This window comes from Mycobacterium sp. NTMscope_MAC_12, assembly GCF_976985675.1.
This window is the reverse complement of record NZ_CDRJYY010000001.1, coordinates 1508621-1526359: the sequence shown is the minus strand read 5'-3', so window position 1 is coordinate 1526359 and position 17739 is coordinate 1508621. Positions and strand designations below refer to the sequence as shown.

At 63.7% G+C, this 17739-nt stretch carries 15 protein-coding genes and 1 pseudogene; 11 read left to right on the top strand and 5 right to left on the bottom strand.

Annotation, left to right across the window (positions count from 1 at the left end; all coding sequences use genetic code 11):
* Nucleotides 1-22 precede the first annotated feature (22 nt).
* Together AC0KS4_RS07070 and AC0KS4_RS07065 are read left to right on the top strand one after the other, a co-directional pair.
* On the top strand, nucleotides 23-463 hold the full coding sequence (locus tag AC0KS4_RS07070; protein WP_225327032.1) for a heavy metal-responsive transcriptional regulator: 441 nt from the start codon (nucleotides 23-25) through the stop codon (nucleotides 461-463).
* A 229-nt stretch (nucleotides 464-692) separates the two neighbouring features.
* A complete protein-coding gene (locus AC0KS4_RS07065; protein WP_225327033.1) occupies nucleotides 693-1484 on the top strand; it encodes a sulfite exporter TauE/SafE family protein in 792 nt (263 codons plus the stop codon).
* 67 nt (nucleotides 1485-1551) lie between these two features.
* On the opposite strand, the gene AC0KS4_RS07060 is transcribed toward AC0KS4_RS07065, so the two are convergent.
* Entirely contained in the window at nucleotides 1552-2628 is a 1077-nt protein-coding gene (locus AC0KS4_RS07060; RefSeq protein WP_238955752.1) for an IS110 family RNA-guided transposase, read from the bottom strand.
* A 1558-nt stretch (nucleotides 2629-4186) separates the two neighbouring features.
* Nucleotides 4187-4903 (bottom strand): anti-sigma factor family protein, encoded by a 717-nt coding sequence (locus tag AC0KS4_RS07055; RefSeq protein WP_225327047.1) that lies wholly within the window; start codon nucleotides 4901-4903, stop codon nucleotides 4187-4189.
* Between the two features lie 825 nt (nucleotides 4904-5728).
* On the opposite strand from AC0KS4_RS07055, the gene AC0KS4_RS07050 reads away from it, so the two are divergent.
* Nucleotides 5729-5971, top strand: a complete 243-nt coding sequence (locus AC0KS4_RS07050) for a hypothetical protein (protein ID WP_225327034.1) — start codon at nucleotides 5729-5731, stop codon at nucleotides 5969-5971.
* A 305-nt stretch (nucleotides 5972-6276) separates the two neighbouring features.
* Here AC0KS4_RS07050 and AC0KS4_RS07045 read toward each other — a convergent pair whose 3' ends face one another.
* Nucleotides 6277-6654: a BlaI/MecI/CopY family transcriptional regulator gene (locus AC0KS4_RS07045; RefSeq protein ID WP_225327048.1), complete on the bottom strand. Its 378-nt coding sequence runs from the start codon at nucleotides 6652-6654 to the stop codon at nucleotides 6277-6279.
* 628 nt (nucleotides 6655-7282) lie between these two features.
* Between AC0KS4_RS07045 and cmtR the strand changes: the two genes are divergently transcribed.
* The 5 genes and pseudogenes from cmtR to AC0KS4_RS07020 all read left to right on the top strand — a co-directional run.
* Nucleotides 7283-7642 carry a Cd(II)/Pb(II)-sensing metalloregulatory transcriptional regulator CmtR gene (cmtR, locus tag AC0KS4_RS07040; RefSeq protein ID WP_225330302.1) on the top strand — a complete coding sequence of 120 codons (360 nt, stop codon included), beginning with the start codon at nucleotides 7283-7285 and terminating at the stop codon, nucleotides 7640-7642.
* 50 nt (nucleotides 7643-7692) lie between these two features.
* Nucleotides 7693-7974, top strand: a complete 282-nt coding sequence (locus tag AC0KS4_RS07035) for a DUF1490 family protein (protein WP_238957659.1) — start codon at nucleotides 7693-7695, stop codon at nucleotides 7972-7974.
* An 81-nt stretch (nucleotides 7975-8055) separates the two neighbouring features.
* Complete coding sequence (locus AC0KS4_RS07030) at nucleotides 8056-10374, top strand: heavy metal translocating P-type ATPase (RefSeq protein ID WP_238957657.1); 2319 nt, start codon at nucleotides 8056-8058, stop codon at nucleotides 10372-10374.
* Between the two features lie 96 nt (nucleotides 10375-10470).
* Complete coding sequence (locus AC0KS4_RS07025) at nucleotides 10471-10815, top strand: DUF732 domain-containing protein (RefSeq protein WP_225330300.1); 345 nt, start codon at nucleotides 10471-10473, stop codon at nucleotides 10813-10815.
* 324 nt (nucleotides 10816-11139) lie between these two features.
* Nucleotides 11140-11364, top strand: a pseudogene (locus AC0KS4_RS07020) (four-helix bundle copper-binding protein); the annotation flags it as partial.
* A gap of 152 nt (nucleotides 11365-11516) precedes the next feature.
* Here the strand turns inward: AC0KS4_RS07020 and AC0KS4_RS07015 are convergent.
* Nucleotides 11517-13064 carry a PPE family protein gene (locus tag AC0KS4_RS07015; protein WP_238957655.1) on the bottom strand — a complete coding sequence of 516 codons (1548 nt, stop codon included), beginning with the start codon at nucleotides 13062-13064 and terminating at the stop codon, nucleotides 11517-11519.
* A 1030-nt stretch (nucleotides 13065-14094) separates the two neighbouring features.
* On the opposite strand from AC0KS4_RS07015, the gene AC0KS4_RS07010 reads away from it, so the two are divergent.
* The gene (locus tag AC0KS4_RS07010; RefSeq protein ID WP_275254660.1) at nucleotides 14095-14484 is read left to right on the top strand and encodes a four-helix bundle copper-binding protein; all 390 of its coding nucleotides are present in this window, start codon (nucleotides 14095-14097) and stop codon (nucleotides 14482-14484) included.
* 67 nt (nucleotides 14485-14551) lie between these two features.
* Here the strand turns inward: AC0KS4_RS07010 and AC0KS4_RS07005 are convergent, their stop codons facing one another.
* Nucleotides 14552-16075, bottom strand: a complete 1524-nt coding sequence (locus AC0KS4_RS07005) for a multicopper oxidase family protein (RefSeq protein WP_238957652.1) — start codon at nucleotides 16073-16075, stop codon at nucleotides 14552-14554.
* A 152-nt stretch (nucleotides 16076-16227) separates the two neighbouring features.
* On the opposite strand from AC0KS4_RS07005, the gene AC0KS4_RS07000 reads away from it, so the two are divergent.
* Nucleotides 16228-16884, top strand: a complete 657-nt coding sequence (locus tag AC0KS4_RS07000; RefSeq protein WP_238957650.1) for a class I SAM-dependent methyltransferase — start codon at nucleotides 16228-16230, stop codon at nucleotides 16882-16884.
* Nucleotides 16885-17251: 367 nt separating this feature from the next.
* Nucleotides 17252-17650: a putative copper homeostasis (lipo)protein LpqS gene (gene lpqS / locus AC0KS4_RS06995; RefSeq protein ID WP_238958018.1), complete on the top strand. Its 399-nt coding sequence runs from the start codon at nucleotides 17252-17254 to the stop codon at nucleotides 17648-17650.
* Nucleotides 17651-17739 lie beyond the last annotated feature (89 nt).

Here is a 17739-nt window from a genome sequence, read left to right as displayed (position 1 = left end):
ACTGGAAGGTCAAGGAGGGCGCATGAAGATCGGCGAGCTGGCCAAACTGACCAACACCAGCACCAAGACGATCCGCTTCTACGAGGACTCGGGGCTGTTACCGTTGCCCGCACGCAGCGCTTCCGGGTATCGCGACTATGGACCCGAGATCGTGGATCGGCTGCGGTTCATCCATCGCGGTCAAGCGGCCGGGTTGACCCTGCAGAAGGTTCGCCAAATCTTGGCGATTCATGACCGCGGCGAGATGCCGTGCGGGCACGTCCGCCAAGTCCTGCATAGCCGCCTTGACCAAGTCCGCGCCCAGATCGCCGAACTCGTCGCGCTTGAGGGTCACTTGCAGACTCTTCTCGACCGTGCATCACGCCATGCGCCGACCAAACATGACCATTCCACCGTGTGCTGGATCTTGGAAAACGACCTGGACGCCCCAGAAGCCGCCGAACTCACGGACGCCCGTGGCTAGTACAGCTAGATCGACATCCTGGCGGGACCAGCACGTACACGGTTTCCGAGGGCTCCTGCGCGTTTACCTAGGCAGTAGTGGGTTCATCGAGTCAGACTTGCGGATGTCTGTGACGGGTTTGGTCTCGGTAGCGACGGTTTGAAGCGGCCCCATCTGCCGACTCGGCGGTCACGATCAGTCTTGTATCAAAACCCTGGCCAGACGAGCCCAGAGCAGTGATAGTGCACTGGTGAATGCCCTTGAAGTGGTGCTGCTGAGTTTCGTGGCGGGATTGGGCGTCGCTCTGCTGACTGCCCCGGTGGGCGTGTCAGGTGCAGCGTTCCTGCTGCCCATTCAACTCACCGTGCTGCAGGTGCCAAACCCCGCGGTCACCCCCACTAACTTGCTGTTTAACATCGTGGCGATTCCCGGCGCTCTTGTGCGCTACCGCACTCAAGCACCGTTACATAGCCCGCTGACCGCCATGCTGCTGATCGGCACGCTGCCCGGCATGGTGATCGGCGCCATCATCCGGGTATTCCTCATCCCGGGGCCCCAAGTCTTCCGGCTGCTTGTCGCTGGATTCCTTCTCCCGCTGGGGATCTGGTTGTGTCTTCCACAAAACCCGGCGGCCGCATCGCCACCGCGGGCAGTCCCACCGCCAACATCAACGACCATCGTGCTGGCAACCATCGTCGGTGTGATCGGTGGGATCTACGGTATCGGTGGCGGATCACTGCTAAGCCCGATCCTGGTCGGGCGCGGCGTTCCCATCGCCATGGTTGCGCCGGCCACCCTGGTCTCCACCTTCATCACCTCAGCCGTCGGCGCGATCACCTACCTCCTCCTAGCAATTGCGGCCGCCGGACACCACATCGCACCCGACTGGACCATCGGACTCATCGCCGGCGCTGGCGGACTTATTGGCGGCTACCTCGGCGCACGGCTGCAACCACACCTTCCCGAACACTCCCTCCGCGTGGGGTTGGGCGCTCTGGCCATCGCAACCGCAACCCTCTACCTCCTCCAAGCCGTGCACTAACGAGACAGGACCACAGCCAAGGCGGGTCGATTTCCCGGGAACCGAAAAGGGATGCTCCTATAGATTGTCAAGGGCTGACCGCTGGGTCTTCGGGTGTGGGTGTGAATCGTGTTGGGCGCGTGAGTTCCTGGTAGATCTCGCGGGCGATGGCCCGTTTGAGGCAGCGCATGATGTCCTTCTTTGACAGTCCTTCGGCGGTTCGCCGGCGAGCATAGGCGCGGGTGCGTTCGTCATATTTCAGCCGCACGACAGCGACGGTGTGAAGTGCTTTGTTCGCTGCCCGGTCGCCACCCCGGTTGAGCCGGTGGCGGTTCGTGCGTCCCGAGGATGCCGGGATAGGAGCAACACCGGCGAGATGGGCGAAGGAGGCCTCGGAACGAAGCCGTTCGGGGTTGTCGCCGGCACTGACCAACAGTTGTCCGGCGACCTCGGTGCCGACGCCAGTCTTGGCCAGCAGACCTGGAGCAGCAGTGGTGGTCAGCTCATCCAAGACGATGTCGAGCTCTTTGATCTCGTCATTGAGCGCCAGGTGGCGGCGAGCCAGGGATCGAAGCGTAAGTCTGATCGCTGCCGCTGGCGCCGAGAGGTCTGTTCCGGGGCGCAGACGCGACAGCGCCTGGATCAATGCAACGGTTCCCAACGGTTTCATGTGCTCACGCAAGTCCATCGGGCCGGTGATCAGCAGTCCGCGAATCTGGTTGATGCACTGAGTCTTTGCCTTGACTGCCGATCGCCGAGCCACGCGAAGACAACGGATGGACTCCACGATGCCGTCTCGTGATTTCGGAACGCTGTCGGCTCGCCCGGAGGCTACCGCTTGGGCTGCTGCGTAGGCATCAACGGGATCAGACTTGCCATTGGCGCGCCGGGTCGCACGGTCGGGCCGGTTGACCTCGAGCACCGCCAGGCCCGCTGCCGTCAACACCCGGCCCAGTTGGGCTCCGTAGGTTCCGGTGCCTTCCACTCCCACACCGGCGACCGATCCGATCGAGGAGATCCAGTCCAGGAGGCTGCGGTAGCCGTCCGGATCGGCGGGGAATTCTCGGTCGCCGAGGTGGCGTCCGAGTTGGTCGATGACAGCAACGTGGTGCGTATCGGCGTGGGTGTCGACCCCGACAAAGACAGCGGTCGATGCGGCAGGCATTGGCCTCCTTCAGTGGTACTGATACGGACAGCACCCTGAGCGCGGGCCGATGGGACAAGACAGTGATGGGCCCCGTTGCTACGACAAGCTCCTATAAGGTCACCAAGCACGCCCTCAACGGGTGCATGGGCTCAGTGACGGACCGGCAGATCCCACTCAAAGGCAGCCATCCGGCGCCGGTCAATTTTCGGGCCAGGCCCGCCACCAAGCTCCGAAACAATGATCACTGTCAATTTTCAGAAACCGTTGACACCTCAGTCCCCAGCTGAATCCGCGCATCCTTCCAGCGCCACCAGCATTCGCTCCCTGGTCCGGAGGTCCGGCCTGGCAGTCCTTCTGGTGTCCGCGGGGCTAGGTTGGTGGTGATCAGTGGTGAGCGCCGCCGGCATGTGCGATGACGGAATGTCCGCGGACGCCCAGTCAACGATGTCCTTCGCCGCGGCCCTCGTCGCGAGGGCAGCCATGATGGGCGACGATGATGCTTCGGCCGAGCACGAATTTCTTTGCTGCGAGTAGGTTTTCGGAGTTAATGGCCTAGGAACCTCTAGATCGCGGTTCCTAGGCGATACGGCTACGGTCGCGGAGTGACCGGGGCCAAAGGAGTAGTCGACGTCGACGACGGCGGTTGACCAGGCCCCATCGGCCCCATGCCACCGGCCCCCATCATGCCTCCCATTCCGCCGCCAGACCCGCCCATCTCACAGCGCATCACCTGCGGTCCGTTGTGATGCTCCCAGCGGGAGCCAAGGAAAAAGCCCGAAAAGAACACCGCACCCACGATGAAGACAACACCGGCGGTGATTCCCACCACTGCCGCGGCCTGACCTAGGCGGCTGGATCGCTGAGGGTTCGGTTTCCCGGCCGTGGATTCGCTTGGTGCTTGGGGTGTTTCAGTCATGTGCACCTCCGAGTTTCGCTAGATTATGTTACTGGCCTTGGAAGGCCGTTCCACCCTTGACGTTCGGCCGCCAGCTGGTCAAGCGCCTCGGAAATATTGTGGACTCGACCCGATCAGATTCGCTGCCAGCATCGAATACCCATATGCGGGTTGCGACGGAGCAATCCTCTTTCCTATCTGTCAGCGGCGCCAATCCCTCTCAGGGGTCACCGATGCAGCACTGTCTACGTACACATATAGTAGATGATTAAACGATAAAGCGCACAGGCCTCCCCAGTCTGAGTAACTGTTGAGGTCCAGCGATGATCGGCGTCGCCCGTCGGAGAATCGGCCTCGTGCACACGCACGGCTTGACGCAGTGATTCATATCAATAGCCCGTGAAGGAACGTTTACCCTCGACGAGTTCTTACAGAATTGGGCGTGGGCCTGTCCACCGGCAGCATCGGCGGGCTGCGAGCCGGTGCCGGAAGACGCTACGGGACTTCCTTAATGGCAATCCCATGAGCGGCGACCCTGCTGCCCTGCCCTCAACGCACACGACGAATCGTCCTGACCTACGACACCGTCCAGCCCGGAGAACCCACACCGACCAGAACAACTTCGAGGCGGAGCCGTAGCGTTGCGCCTCGCATAACAATTGGGTGCGGCTACGGTCGAGGCTAGATCGAGCGCTGGAGCATCACGTGGCCGTTGTCGGCCAAAACCACTTGTACTGCGGCGATCTGGGTTACCGGCATCGAAATGCTACCGGTGGGCGTCGCCGTATGGCCTGGGATCGCCACCCACGTCGCCAGCCGGGTCTGGCTGCCGTCGCGGCCCACGACGACCAACGCCACCGTATCGTGAGGAGCATCGGGTGGAGCTAGGCACACGAACTTCAGCGCGATGTTTGTACCCCATTGCTGGCCGCTAAGTGACACTGTCGATGCCAGCAGGGTCGTACCGATTTGGTCCATCGGCAGCGCCGCCTGTGGCGGCGATGTCGGGAACCTACCATTAACCCCAATTAGCACACCGATCGTCAGGATGACGGCAGCGGCAGCCGAGCCCACCCAGGTCATCGCGCGGCTTCGAACGCGGTGCGAACGGACCGCGGCCAGCATCGACGGCAGCAAATCCGGCGGCATCTCGGTTGCTCCGGCTGGGTGGTCTGCCTCGTTGATCGCACCAATGTCACTGCGGGCGAGCTGCGCCAGCATGGCCGGAATGCCGCTGAGCTCGGCAACGGCCTGACGGCATTGCGGGCAGCCGGCCATGTGCGCCTCGAATTCACGCCAATCGGTGGCCGACAGTGATCCCAAGACATACGCGGCATCCCACATCGCGTGGAGGTGGTTGTCACCAGGCGGGCCAACTCCGCGTAACGATGTCATCATCACCATCACCCTCCATCCCTAGCGACTAGCAGGTATTCGAGCTCGATGGCGCACGGACGGGCTGTCGGATGGCTTTGGTCTCGAGCCAATTGCCTTGCATCTTTTGGCTTTCGCTGTCGACGGGCATCGCGATGGGCGGTAGCGCTGTCAACGTGTCACCTCGCTCTATTGCTGCGTAAGCCGGCGTGATTGCTGGGTAAGCCGGCGTGCCGAGCGACCTAGCGCAATCGGGACTTGACGGTCCTTCGGCAATTTGAGGTCCCCGGAGCAGGGTCTCGCAGACGACGTCTTCGGGACGACTCGCATGGCCTATCAATCGAAACGCATATCGCCACAAGGCGGCGGCATGATCGTCGTCGCGAGCCGTCCTCGCCGCTTGCAGTTCCGATCCGCCGATGACCCCTGGCACTCCATCACCTCCTGCTATGACACGAGTGGGGCGCCTGGCAGGTTCACCAGCCGAAGCGTCGCGACCGTCATCATCTATGCCAGCCGGTACGTAGATGCAGTTTCATATCTGGTTGTTGTCACGATTGTTTCGTCCGATTCCTCGCCAACGCATGGCCGAACGCGTTCATCGTCGCGTGACCGGCTTGGCCCGTGGACAGGAGCAGCGGGCCGCGGCCAGAGCCGCATCATCTCTGTCCGTTGCCGGATATTTCGAATTGATCTACTATCTGTGTACATAGATAGTAGGAATGCAGATCAGACTCGTCGGCAGGCCGGTGACGGCGCAGTCCTAGTTGGGCGATGCGGTTGGGCGGTCTCGGTTTTCGGATCTCGTGGTCGCGTGGTGATCGGTGATGAGACGGAGGTAGTGCGGCGATGATCTCGTATGGCGCCGACAGCTGGGTTTGGTGTGGCACGTTGTTCAACGGATTGGCGGTGATGCTGTTTTTGGGCGTCGTCATCACCGCTGTGGTGCTCGCGATTCATGTTCGCGACGCGAGGCGAAGCGTCCCGTCGGCGGGAGCGGACGGCGGTTTTGATCGGGCCGGCCAGGTGCCAACGTCACCTGGCGCGCGCGGCGATGCCGACGGGGATGATGTCTGCCGCCGGTTGATGTAGGCGGGCGAGATGCGGCGACCGCGCTAGTGATTGACGGCGGAAAAGTGATGGGCTATCCGGGAGCCGTCAGAAGGGTAGATCCACTCGACGCGCGGCCCTAGCGGCGCTGCCCGACGCGGTGGGCGGTGTGTGGGATAAGCACTGCGCGGCGTGCCGGTGCCACCGGTGCTGCGTATCCGATTGACAGATGGCGGCAGGGTGGGACCACCCTAGCGTCCGGCGATCACGAAGCCACTCCGAACCAATGCGTCTGCAAAGCAGCATGATTCGACGGGTGAAGGCAGGACCCGGCGGCCCCGTAACGGTTACTTGCGTCGGGTCCGTCGGGCCAGCCGCTGCAACGCTGCACGCAAACGCGCGGATTCCTCGGGGCTGATCTGTTCGAGGAAGTGGCTCAGCACCAGTTCAGAGCGCCCCCCGGCATCAAATACCTCGCGCATGAGCTGGGCACTGTGCTGCTCGCGGGTCAATGTAGGCCAGTACCGGTAGGCCTTGCCGTCTCGCTCACGCTCCAGCCACCCCTTGGTGTGCAGGTTGTCCATGGTCGACATCACTGTCGTGTAGGCGATCTCGCGTTCAGCGGCCAGCTCGTCAAATATCTCGCGGACCGTAGTGGTTCCATTCCGGTCCCAGATGCGGTCCATCACCACCGCTTCCAACTCCCCGAACCCGCGCACGCGCACCGTCACCCTCCGATCCGCTCAGCATTCCCACGCCGGTCACCGTCATACACTAACTACGTACACACATAGTAGGTTAACCGTGGCCCACATACAATGTCGGATGTCTGGCCACGATGCGGCAGAAGTCATCCAGATGACGCTGGCATTTTCGAATCCTCGCATTGGGAGACCGTCGAACGTGATTGCCGCGTCGACGCAACGCTTTCGACGACCCAGGCCATGCCTTCCTCGAGCGGGCGGACCAACTCAGCCGGCGGGCAGGGCTCGTCCGAGGGTGCGGGAAAGGATGTCGGAACGAACCGCAGCGGAGCGTAGGAGAACCAGTCGATCTACGCGATCCCGAAACCGGTGGCTTCCGTCGCTGCCGCGGTATCCCGGTTGGGTGACAACCGCCCGCACGCGACCACAGCGAGGTGACACGTCCTGCGGCATGTCGAACCCCAGGTGATGAGAGCGCATGTGCTCCACGAACCGCACCTCGCCACCAGGCTTGAGCACCCGCCGGAACTCGCAGACACCCCGCCAACGTCCGACACCGAACTCGACACCAGTTACGCGACCGCCGCGTGATACGAAGCGGAATTTCAACCGTTGCTGTTGTATCAGCGAAAGCTGTATTGTTTAACCAATGCTGACATGTGAGGTGCGGGAATCGGCGTTGGCCCGGCTGGGCCGGGCGCTGGCCGATCCGACGCGGTGCCGAATTCTCGTCGCGCTGCTGGATGGCGTTTGCTATCCGGGTCAGTTGGCGTCGCACCTCGGATTGACCCGATCCAATGTGTCCAACCATCTGTCGTGCTTGCGGGGCTGCGGTCTCGTAATCGCTGCGTATGAGGGCCGCCAGGTTCGGTATGCCCTGGCCGATAGTCACCTCGCGCGTGCCCTGGGTGAGTTGGTTCAGGTCGTTCTCGCCGTGGACACCGACCAGCCTTGCGGCGGCGAGCAATCCAATTTCGAGGAAGTGCGCACCGCGCCGTCTGGTCGATGAGCGGGCTCGCCGAAGCGCGACGAGAAAGCAGAACATAAGGAGGGTTAGCTGTGGTTGCACATGGCCTACTGGTTAAGGCGACCGGGACGGTGTTCACCGGGCTCGTCGGGGTAAGTGCCTACGAGGCGTTGCGCAAGGCGGTGGGAAAAGCTCCCGTCCACCGCGCGGCTGTGACCGCGACGGAGTGGGGCATGCGGGGAACCCGGCGCGCCGAGGTGGCGGCCGAGACCGCTCGGCTGAAAGTTGCCGACGTGGTCGCCGAAGCTCGCGATCGCATCAGTGACGACGCCTCCCTTCCTGTCAACCCCGTAGCCGACGACTGTTGCTGCTGACATCGCACGCTGCGCCCTCGGCGGACAGGGCAGGTTGACATCCGCGGTAGGGATCCACCGATATACCGCTAGGAGCTGGCGATGCTGACCACTGGTGCGAGGCCCGATGCCGACCTCGGGCTGAACGTTGTGTCTGCGACGGCGCGGCGAATGCGGGTGCACGCCAGCCAGTTTCGATTCGACACGGTCCGCGCGGTGGCGATCGAGGACGCGGTTGGCATGGTGGCCGGTGTCGAAGACGTGCGGGCCTATCCGCGCACCGGCTCAGTGGTGATCTGGTATGCGCCTGAGAGCTGCGACACCGCCGCCGTCCTCTCGGCGATCGCCGATGCCCGGCACATTCCCATAGCTTCGCTGCCGACGCGCACCCCGCACGCGGCCGACAAGCGCAAGCCCGGTGTGCTGCAACGAGTCATCGACTGGAGCACGCGGGTTCGGTCGGGTACGTGTGACGTTGAACAACGTCGTCCCCCAAGGGCGGTCAGCGATTACTGCTGCGACCACGATGACAGCGAGAACGCGCCGGAACGGCTCTGGCAGGTCGCCAAGCTGCGACGCGCCACGTTATCTGGGGTGTTGCTGACGGGGTCGGTGATCACCGCATGGACCACTCCGCTGGGGCCGGTCGCTCTGGGTTTTAAAGTCGTCGCCCTGGCGGTGGGGGGCTCGACCTTCGTGCCGTCGGCCATCAAGCGACTTACGCAGGGCCGCATCGGTGTTGGCACGTTAATGACTATCGCTGCGGCCGGCGCTGTCGGTCTCGGCCAGGTCGGCGAGGCTGCCATGCTGGCGTTTTTGTTCTCCATCAGTGAGGGCTTGGAGGAATACGCGGTGTCGCGTACGCGGCGCGGCTTGCGCGCGTTGCTGTCGCTGGTGCCGGATCAGGCCACCGTGCTGCGCGCGGACAGCGAAACCGTGGTGGCCGCGGCCGACCTTCAAGTTGGCGATCAGATGATCGTCAAGCCGGGTGAGCGTCTGGCCACTGACGGCATCATTCGTGACGGGCGCACCTCATTGGACGTCTCCGCGATCACCGGTGAGTCGGTACCGGTCGAAGCCGGGCCTGGCGACGACGTGTTCGCCGGGTCGATCAACGGTCCCGGCGCGCTGCTGGTGCAGGTCACCGCGACGGCAGAAGACAACTCGCTGGCGCGCATCGTGCACATCGTGGAAGCCGAGCAGGCGCGCAAGGGCGCCAGTCAGCGACTGGCCGACCGCATCGCGCGACCGCTGGTGCCGAGCATCATGATGGCCGGACCGGCGATCGCCGGGGCGGGCAGCGTCTTCGGTAGCCCGGCGGTCTGGATCGAACGTGCTCTGGTGGTATTGGTGGCTGCCTCGCCATGCGCATTGGCCATCGCGGTGCCGGTGTCGGTGGTGGCGTCCATCGGGGCGGCCGCCAGGATCGGCGTACTCATCAAAGGTGGCGCAGCACTGGAAGACATGGGCACCATCGGCGCAATTGCCCTGGACAAGACCGGAACCCTGACGATCAATCGGCCCGCGGTCATCGAGGTCGCCACAACCAGCGGCGTCACTCGTGAAGAGGTGCTGGCGGTGGCAGCCGCGCTGGAGGCCCGCAGCGAGCACCCACTGGCCGCGGCTGTTCTCGCCGCGATCCAAACACCGGCCGCCGCGGCCAGCGAAGTGCAAGCCATCCCGGGTGCCGGATTGACCGGTCGGCTCGACGGCCACGGTGTCCGACTGGGACGCGCCGGCTGGCTCGATCCAGCCGACCTCACCGAGGATGTAATGCGCATGCAACACGCCGGGGCCACAACGGTTCTCGTCGAACGCGACGGGCGGCTGCTCGGCGCCATCGCCGTGCGCGACGAACTACGTCCGGAAACCGCCGAGGTCGTTGCCGAATTGCGAGCCCGCAACTACGAGGTGGCGATGCTCACCGGCGACAACCATGCCACCGCTTCAGCCTTGGCCGCCGAAGCTGGAATCGAGCGCGTGTACGCCAACCTGCGTCCTGAGGACAAGGCGCGCATGGTCGCAGAGCTACGTGCCCAGCGGCGGACCGCGATGGTTGGCGACGGCGTCAACGATGCTCCGGCCCTGGCCGCCGCCGACCTGGGAATCGCTATGGGCGCCATGGGAACCGACGTCGCCATCGAAACCGCCGACGTCGCGTTGATGGGCCAAGACCTGCGCCACCTGCCCCAGGCGCTGGATCACGCCCGCCGTTCCCGCCGGATCATGCTGCAAAACGTCGGGCTATCGCTGGCGATCATCACCATGCTGATGCCGCTGTCGCTGTTCGGCACCCTGGGTCTGGCCGCGGTGGTGTTCGTGCACGAGGTTACCGAGGTGATCGTCATCGCCAACGGCGTGCGCGCCGGACGCATCAAACCCCTTGCCGGATCAAAGCCATCGAGTCACGATTCAACATAACGATGCAACGAATCTACGGCCTGTCCAGGATGGTTATGTCGGTGGGTCGGAACGCTCCCCGCGTTTCAAGGCCTTTTGACACCCGGAGGAAGACTAGTGGCCCAAACGAAAATGTCTTGTGGGAAGTGGTTGACAACCAGCGTGCTCCTGCTCGTTGCTGCTCTCCAGTTCGCTACTCCTGCATCAGCGGACCAAACTGATGATGACTTCCTCGCCGCGCTCAGGAAACACGGGATCGTCTTCACCAATCGGGATGCCGCGATCGCGACCGGCCATAGGGTGTGCAGCGGCCTCGATGCAGACCAGACGCCGGCCAACCTTATTTTATCGCTGGTAAAAGACACCGACCTTTCCGCACATGTGGCCGGCTATTTCTTCGGAGCCGCAGTGAATTCCTACTGCCCGCAACACCGCCCCGTTATCCCTCAGCCGGGGGCATAGACGATGGAGACGGACAAATGGCGCACCACTGGTGGGCATGGAGCTCTCCGCGGGCGGCCTTAGCCATTGCACGCCCACGCACCGACGCCAACGACACATCGTTCGCGAAATCACGGCTTTGCTGCTGTTCCTGAGAGGTGACGTGCGTGAAGCTGGCGCGAGCCGCGGTCGGCGGGCAGATTTGTGTAATTCGACGGATCACGAAATGGCTTGATGCCCATCCTCGATTCCGCATCTCCATCCCGACATACTTGTCGTGGCTCAACAAGCTGAACGGTGGTTTGGGTTACACATCGATTAGAAGCTCCGCCGGGCCTCGACTGCTGCTCGGACATCTGCGAGTCAAAGGCCGCGTCCTGTCCCGACACACGGGCTACGATGCCGATCTGACCAGAACGGTACTCGAAACGTAAACGTGCATCATCACCTGCAAGATGTGCAGACGAATGTGACGGGCACGCAACCTATCACGAGCACTGCCGGGTGTGCGGAGAAATCTGCCGCCGCTGCGAACGGGCATGCCGCGAACTCATCGTGTCACTCGGCTGAGGGGCTGGCCCGGCGCCGGCTTCAGCTATCGTAGCGACGTGTCCTCGGATTCGCTCGCTGCCAGTTCGGCGGCGGTGTCGGGTAACGGTCCGATGCGCGCTTATTCGGTTACCGAGAACAAGCGCAGCTGGGCCGTTGCCGTGTCGTGACCGTCAGCTGCGTTCTGTTTCTTCGCTCGCCTCGCTGACCTGGTCGAGGTTCCAGGTGCCCGGCACCATTGGCGCGGACGGGGCACCACCGAACTCATCGCCGTCCAGCGTGGTCAACCCGGCCGCCTGCCCGCTGCCCCTCGATGCCGTTCCGGCAAACCCCAACGGACCCGCGCCCCGATCCGAGGCCACGGTTGACGTGATTGGCTTATCAGCAGTTGGCGGCGGGCGCCACCGTGGGGCGACCTCGACATCCATATCCATGAACTCGTCGCTGTGTCCGCGCAGCGTCGCGCGCTGTCGCCGCCGCGCCCGGGCCTGCTCCCGGGCGCCCGCCGCCGACCCCGCCGCGGCGGTATCGGGCTCGGGGGCCTTTCTTTTGGCGCTGGAGCTTGAGCTGGCACTTATCCCCGAGCCGATCCCGATGCCGGGAGGCCCCACCACGTAGGGCGGAACAAAACTTGCCGCGCCGCCGGCCGCGGGCGGCGGTGTCGGCGGCGCGGAACCAGCGACGGTGGTCGTCGCGGGCGTGGGCGCCGGAGCCGAAGCGGGGGCCGAGCCGGGGCTCACGATGGTCGTTGCGGTCGGGGCAATCCCGACTACCGGCAATTTGGGCTCGGCCCCGACTGGGATCGTTTCGGCAGGCGTGGTTCCGGTGGGTATCGCGGCCAGGCCGGCCAGGCCGCTCGCCGCTCCCAGGGCTGCGACCGCTCCCACGTTGGCGATTACCAGGCCGAGGGCGACCGACAACAACTGCGGCGATTGGGCAAGATAGGAGATGATCGCCTGCACGTGGAACATGAAATCGGCCTCCATCAAAGCAAGGAGGGCCGGCACCTGCGTGGGATTAGTCAGCAACGTGTTTATAAGATCCGGAATTTGCGAACCGAATAATTCGTTCGCCCACTCCGAATAGAACCGGGGATCGTTTGGGCAATAGACGTCCTCGGTATTTCCGGTCCATGGGTCTGTTCTGGTGCCGCAGCCGTTGCTGCCGGTGGTGTTGCTGTCGGATTTCTGGATCTGCGGCGCGGGGTCGGTTTGCGGGGTTGACGCCACCGCCGTGCCGGAGACCGCTTGATAGGTGCTCATCGTGGTGGCGGCCTGAGTCCACATCCGCGCGTAGTCGGCTTCGTTGAGCGCGATCGGAATCGTGTTGACGCCAAAGAAATTTGTCCCCACCAAGGCTGCGTGGCTAGCGTGGTTGGTGGCCAGCTCGGCCAGTGTGGGCATGGCCGCCAACGCGGAGATGTAAGCGGCAGCCACAGTCTCATGTTGGGCGGCCGCGGCGGCGCTATTCGCGCTCGCCTGCATCAGCCAAGCCAGATACGGGAGGTTTGCGGCCACGTACGACTCTGAGCTCGGCCCCTCCCATGCCCCAGCCTGCACGGACGCCACCGAGCTGCTGAGTTCTTCTGCTACTGAAGCGTATTCGGCGCTCAAAGATGACCATGCCCCGGCAGCGGCCAACAGCGAACCGGGTCCCGGGCCACTGCTCAGCAAGGCTGAGTGCACCTCCGGCGGAAATCCCATCCAGACGGGCGCGGTCATCGTCAAACACCTGCGATTCGATGCCACGACCGTGCGCCAGCATCAGCGGTCACGCAACTGGCGCCGACCTCGGCCACGCCGATCCCGGCGCGGCAGAGGTCGACCATCGTTTCTTCCCAGGGCCGTATCACCGCCGTACGCAACCGGGGCGCGCCGGGATGCGCGGCCGCCAGGTGCGCGCCCATTTTTCGAAAGCCGCACCGGCGGCGCCGAGGCATTCGGGACAAAACGTGCAAAGTCATCGCAGACATCCTCGTGTAGCGGGGGTTGCAGGGTTAGTCGACGGCCACACCACCCTAGCCCTATTGACACTGGTTTTCATTATCAGTAATTGGTATCACGGGATGGAGTGCGGGGGAAGTGCCGATGTCGCGCCGCGCACGAGGGCTTTGCGTTCGGCGCTGACGCGCATAAGCGGCCATGCGGTCGAAACTGGTGCAGCACTGCGTCCGTCAGCTGCGGGCCTACCCTGGCTATCCGGTCAAGACGCCGACCTCGTCCATCCTGTGGCTAAGCCGGTGCCTTAGGCGGGCGCCACAAATCCCGCCGGGGTCGCGACGCCCAGTCCGACGGAGGCCGATTGCCGGCGTTTGGCGGCGTCCGCCTAGTGACTGCGCGGTATCAAGCCCGTGGCGTGACATGTCATCGGAATCAACCTCATTCGAACGAAACCGTAAACCCAACACCATCGGTTGTGGAGCGACCTTTGAGCTTTTTCTTGGACGCAACTTTGATGTCTCGCAAGGTAATTCACGATCAAAGGTGACTTGGTTTGGACCTTCCGTAGCGCGTCAACGGTTTGTCGGCGACCGCCGGGTTGCTCGACCCGATGCTGACCAACACCTTCATCGAACTTGTCCGGCCAAAAAGATCACCGTCCGACTCGGAGGGTTGATGAAAACCGCGACAGCTCCCGCTCGTTTAGCGTACGTCGGGCCGGGTACGCCTGGCGCGGAGGCACTCCTCCACAGAAAACCATCCACACCGCTGCCGTTCAACACCAGGAGAACACGTGACTACTACCAGCAGCATGCTGAAGACCTATCCCCAAGACCTCGACGGAATGGATAAGGCCAAACTGACAGCCTGTATCGAAGCCTGTATCGAATGTGCGCAAGCCTGCACAGCCTGTGCAGACGCCTGCCTCGGCGAAGCTGCGGTCGACCAGCTGAGAAAATGCATCCGCACGTGCCTCGACTGCTCGGACATCTGCGAGGTCACCGGGCGCGTCCTGTCCCGACACACCGGCTACGATGCCAACCTGACCAGAACGGTGCTCGAAACATGCGCCATCACATGCAAAAGCTGCGCAGACGAATGTGAGGGGCACGCAACCCATCACGAGCACTGCCGGGTGTGCGGGGAAGTTTGCCGCCGCTGCGAACGGGCGTGCCGCGAGCTCATCGGCTCGCTCGGCTAAGTGCTCACTCGGCACCTACCCGCATGGCGCCGCCACCGATGCCCTCTAGCGTGCGCGCCGTGATGGCTCACGTGATGTACTCGAGGCGAGTCATCATGCCGGCCTCTTGGTGATAGGTGTTGTGGCAGTGGAACACCCAGATGCCGGGGTTGTCCGCGAGGAGGACGGCGCTCATTTTCTGCTTGGGCAGTACGTTGACGGTGTCTTTGCGCGGGCCGGGCTTGCCGTCGGGCTTGATCACCTGGAAGGTGTGTCCGTGCAGGTGCATCGGGTGGTACATCATGGTGGTGTTGTCGAATGCCAGCGTGGCACGTTGACCCTGGCGGACCTGTAGCGGCTTGGTCTTGCTGTAGGGCTCGCCGTTGATCAGCCAGTCGTACTTCGTCATGTCGCCACTCAGGACCACCGGGAGATTCACATCGGATTTGGCGACACCCAAGTCGACTTCCGGTGCGGCGGTGAACATCTCGACGGTGCCGACTCGTTTGTTGAGTTCGCCCGGCTGGAAACCCGGATCAGGGGCGCTGCCGGCGCCGGTGGAGAGCAGGGCCCGCGCCAGCGCATTTTTGCCTTCGGCAAGAGCGACCAGCGGGAAAACGCCGTCGGCGGCGGTGACGACGACGTCGTAGCGTTCGGCCATGCCGATCAGCAGGGCGTCGACCTCGGTGGGCACTACGGGATAGCCGTCGGTGTGGGTGACGGTCATCGAGTGCCCGGCTAGCGCGACGCGGAACGCGGTGTCGGAGCCGGAATTGATGATCCGGATCCGGATGCGCTGTCCGGGCTTGGCGCTGAATGTGGTGGGAGCGGCGGGAATGCGGCCGTTGATGAGGTAGTGCGGGTAGGCAATATCGCCCGGGTCGCCGCCAAGCAGATTGCTGGTTCCGACGCCGTCCATCTCCATGGGGGGCATGTTTTCCATGCCCGGCATGCTGCTCATGCTGGGCCTGCGCTGATTGGTCAAATCGTCGTAGAGCTGCCTGGGGGTTTTGCCGATGCCGTCGGTCCAGTCGTCGAGTACGACGATCCATTCGGCGTCATAGCGGCCCGACTCTCGGGGGTCATCGATGATCACGGGCAGATACAGGCCATAGTCGGCGTCCAGGCCGACGTGCGGATGCGCCCAGTAGGTGCCCGGATGGGGTACGGAGAACCGGTAGGTGAAGTCGCGGCCGGCGTCGATGTTCGGGGTGGCGGGCGCGACGCCGTCCATGTCGTTGCGCAGGGCGATGCCGTGCCAATGCACCGAGGTGGCCGAATCGAGCCGGTTGGTGACCGTGACCGCGAGTTCATCGCCGACATTGGCGCGGATCAGGGGCCCCGGGATGGCGTTACCGTAGGCCATCGTGCGCACAGTGATACCACCGAGGTCGATCGTTGTCGGTTGAGGCGTCAGTGCCGCCGTGACGGTGCGCCCGGTGTGGGGCCGCGCCGCCTCGGCAGCAGCGATGGCGTCCGCCATCGCTGTGTTGCCGGTACGCGTTTGCTCGCCGGATCGGCCGCAGGCGGCCAGCGCGAACCCGCCGGCAACGGTGGCGGCTATGAAGCCCCGCCTGCTGAGCCGCGCCCTGTCAGAAGTCGATTCACGCACGCCCGATACCTGTCTTTCATTGCGCCGTTCGGTGTTTCGTTCAGTCCCAGAGAGCCGCGATCGCGCTCCCGCGGGCTCGAATATACCGCATAGGGGTATTGCTGTACCGTTGGGTTGGCCGCACTGAAAGCATATCCGGGAAGGATTTTTAGATGGGACTGGCGCAGAGGCTGTTCGCTGATCATCGGCACGGTGACGGCTCCGGGTGGGTACTCAACTATCCCCGTACCTATGAATGGGCCACCAATGCGTGGTCTCTGGGGCTACGTGCGCGCATGTGGGACCGGCTGGTCGGGCTATCCGGCGCCGAGCCCGGCGATAGGGTGCTCGACGTCGGCTGCGGGACCGGATACTTCACTCGACGAATCGCACGGGCGGTGCACCCGGGTGGCAGCGTTGTCGGGATCGATCCCTCACAATCGATGGTGGACTACGCCGCGCGGCGTGCACCGGCGAACTCCACCTTTCAGGTCGCCTCCGCCGAAGATCTGCCCTTCTCCGACCAGTCGTTCGACCTGGTGGTATCCAGCTTGGCGTTTCACCACTTTCCAGTTGACCGACGTGCCGACGCAGTGCGACAAATGTTTCGCGTTCTGCGACCGGGCGGGCGGCTCTGCATCGCCGATCTTCGCCCCTCGGGCGGTGGCATCTTGCATCGGTTTGCTGCTGTTTTCAACGCCCATGCCAGGGAGCAGAACCGGCTACACCAGCTCGATGAGCTGATTACCGATGCGGGGTTCTCCATCGTCGGAACTGGTGACCGGTTGTTGCTGCACTACATCACGGCGCAACGGCCGCAGGGTCGGTGAGTCCGGCGATGGGTACGGCGGGCCACTGGTTGTAATCGCGATATGCCGGGCCCAAGGTGACGGTAGATCTCAGGCATAACTATGCCGGCCGTCGTACGCTCCGTGGAGCGTCGTCAGCATCTGGTTTGGCGCAACATAGGACTGCTGAACCGAGGAAGGTGCCGGTTTACATATACGGGTACGGGGTATATTCTGCTTCTATGTCCACCGGGCGCGCAGTGAACTGCTCATCGGCGACGCACGCGATGAGTTGTGAATCCGCGCATCGGAAACTCCCCGGCCTATCCTTGGTTTTCTCGCATATTGCCTGGGTTGGTGTGTCGTGATATTCGGCGGCGCTAGCAGGCTGCCTCGGCTCCGGTATGTGGTGGCAGTGGGGGCTGCGGCGTGGTTGGCGGCGTGGGTTCTCATCGGTGCCCACAGCGTGATGGGGCATTCGCAGTCTTCCGTGTCGCAGTCTTCGATGTCGCAGCCGGCGCATGCGTTGGTGGCTTCGCTGGGTAGCGAGTTCACCGTTGATGTCGATCATCCGCATGTGGGCAAGGGTTCCTCGGGCGACCATCACGAGCAGTTCACCACGGCGGTGCTGCCGCGCTCAGGCGCGGTGGTGGCTGCGTTAATCGCGTTTAGTGCGGTGGCCGCCGTGGCGCTGACCGGTTGCCTGGCCCGGTTTGGGGTGCCCGCCGGGCGCGGCCCCCCGCGCGCGCCGGCTTTTTCTGTTACCGGTCAAGATGTCTTGACGCGGTTCTGCTTGTCTCGTCGCTGACTGGTCAGCGTCAGGTCGTTTGCAGCACGTGTGTGCTCGGCGGCTGGTGATCGCTGACCCCTGTCAAGTGCCGCACTGATTCGCGGCGT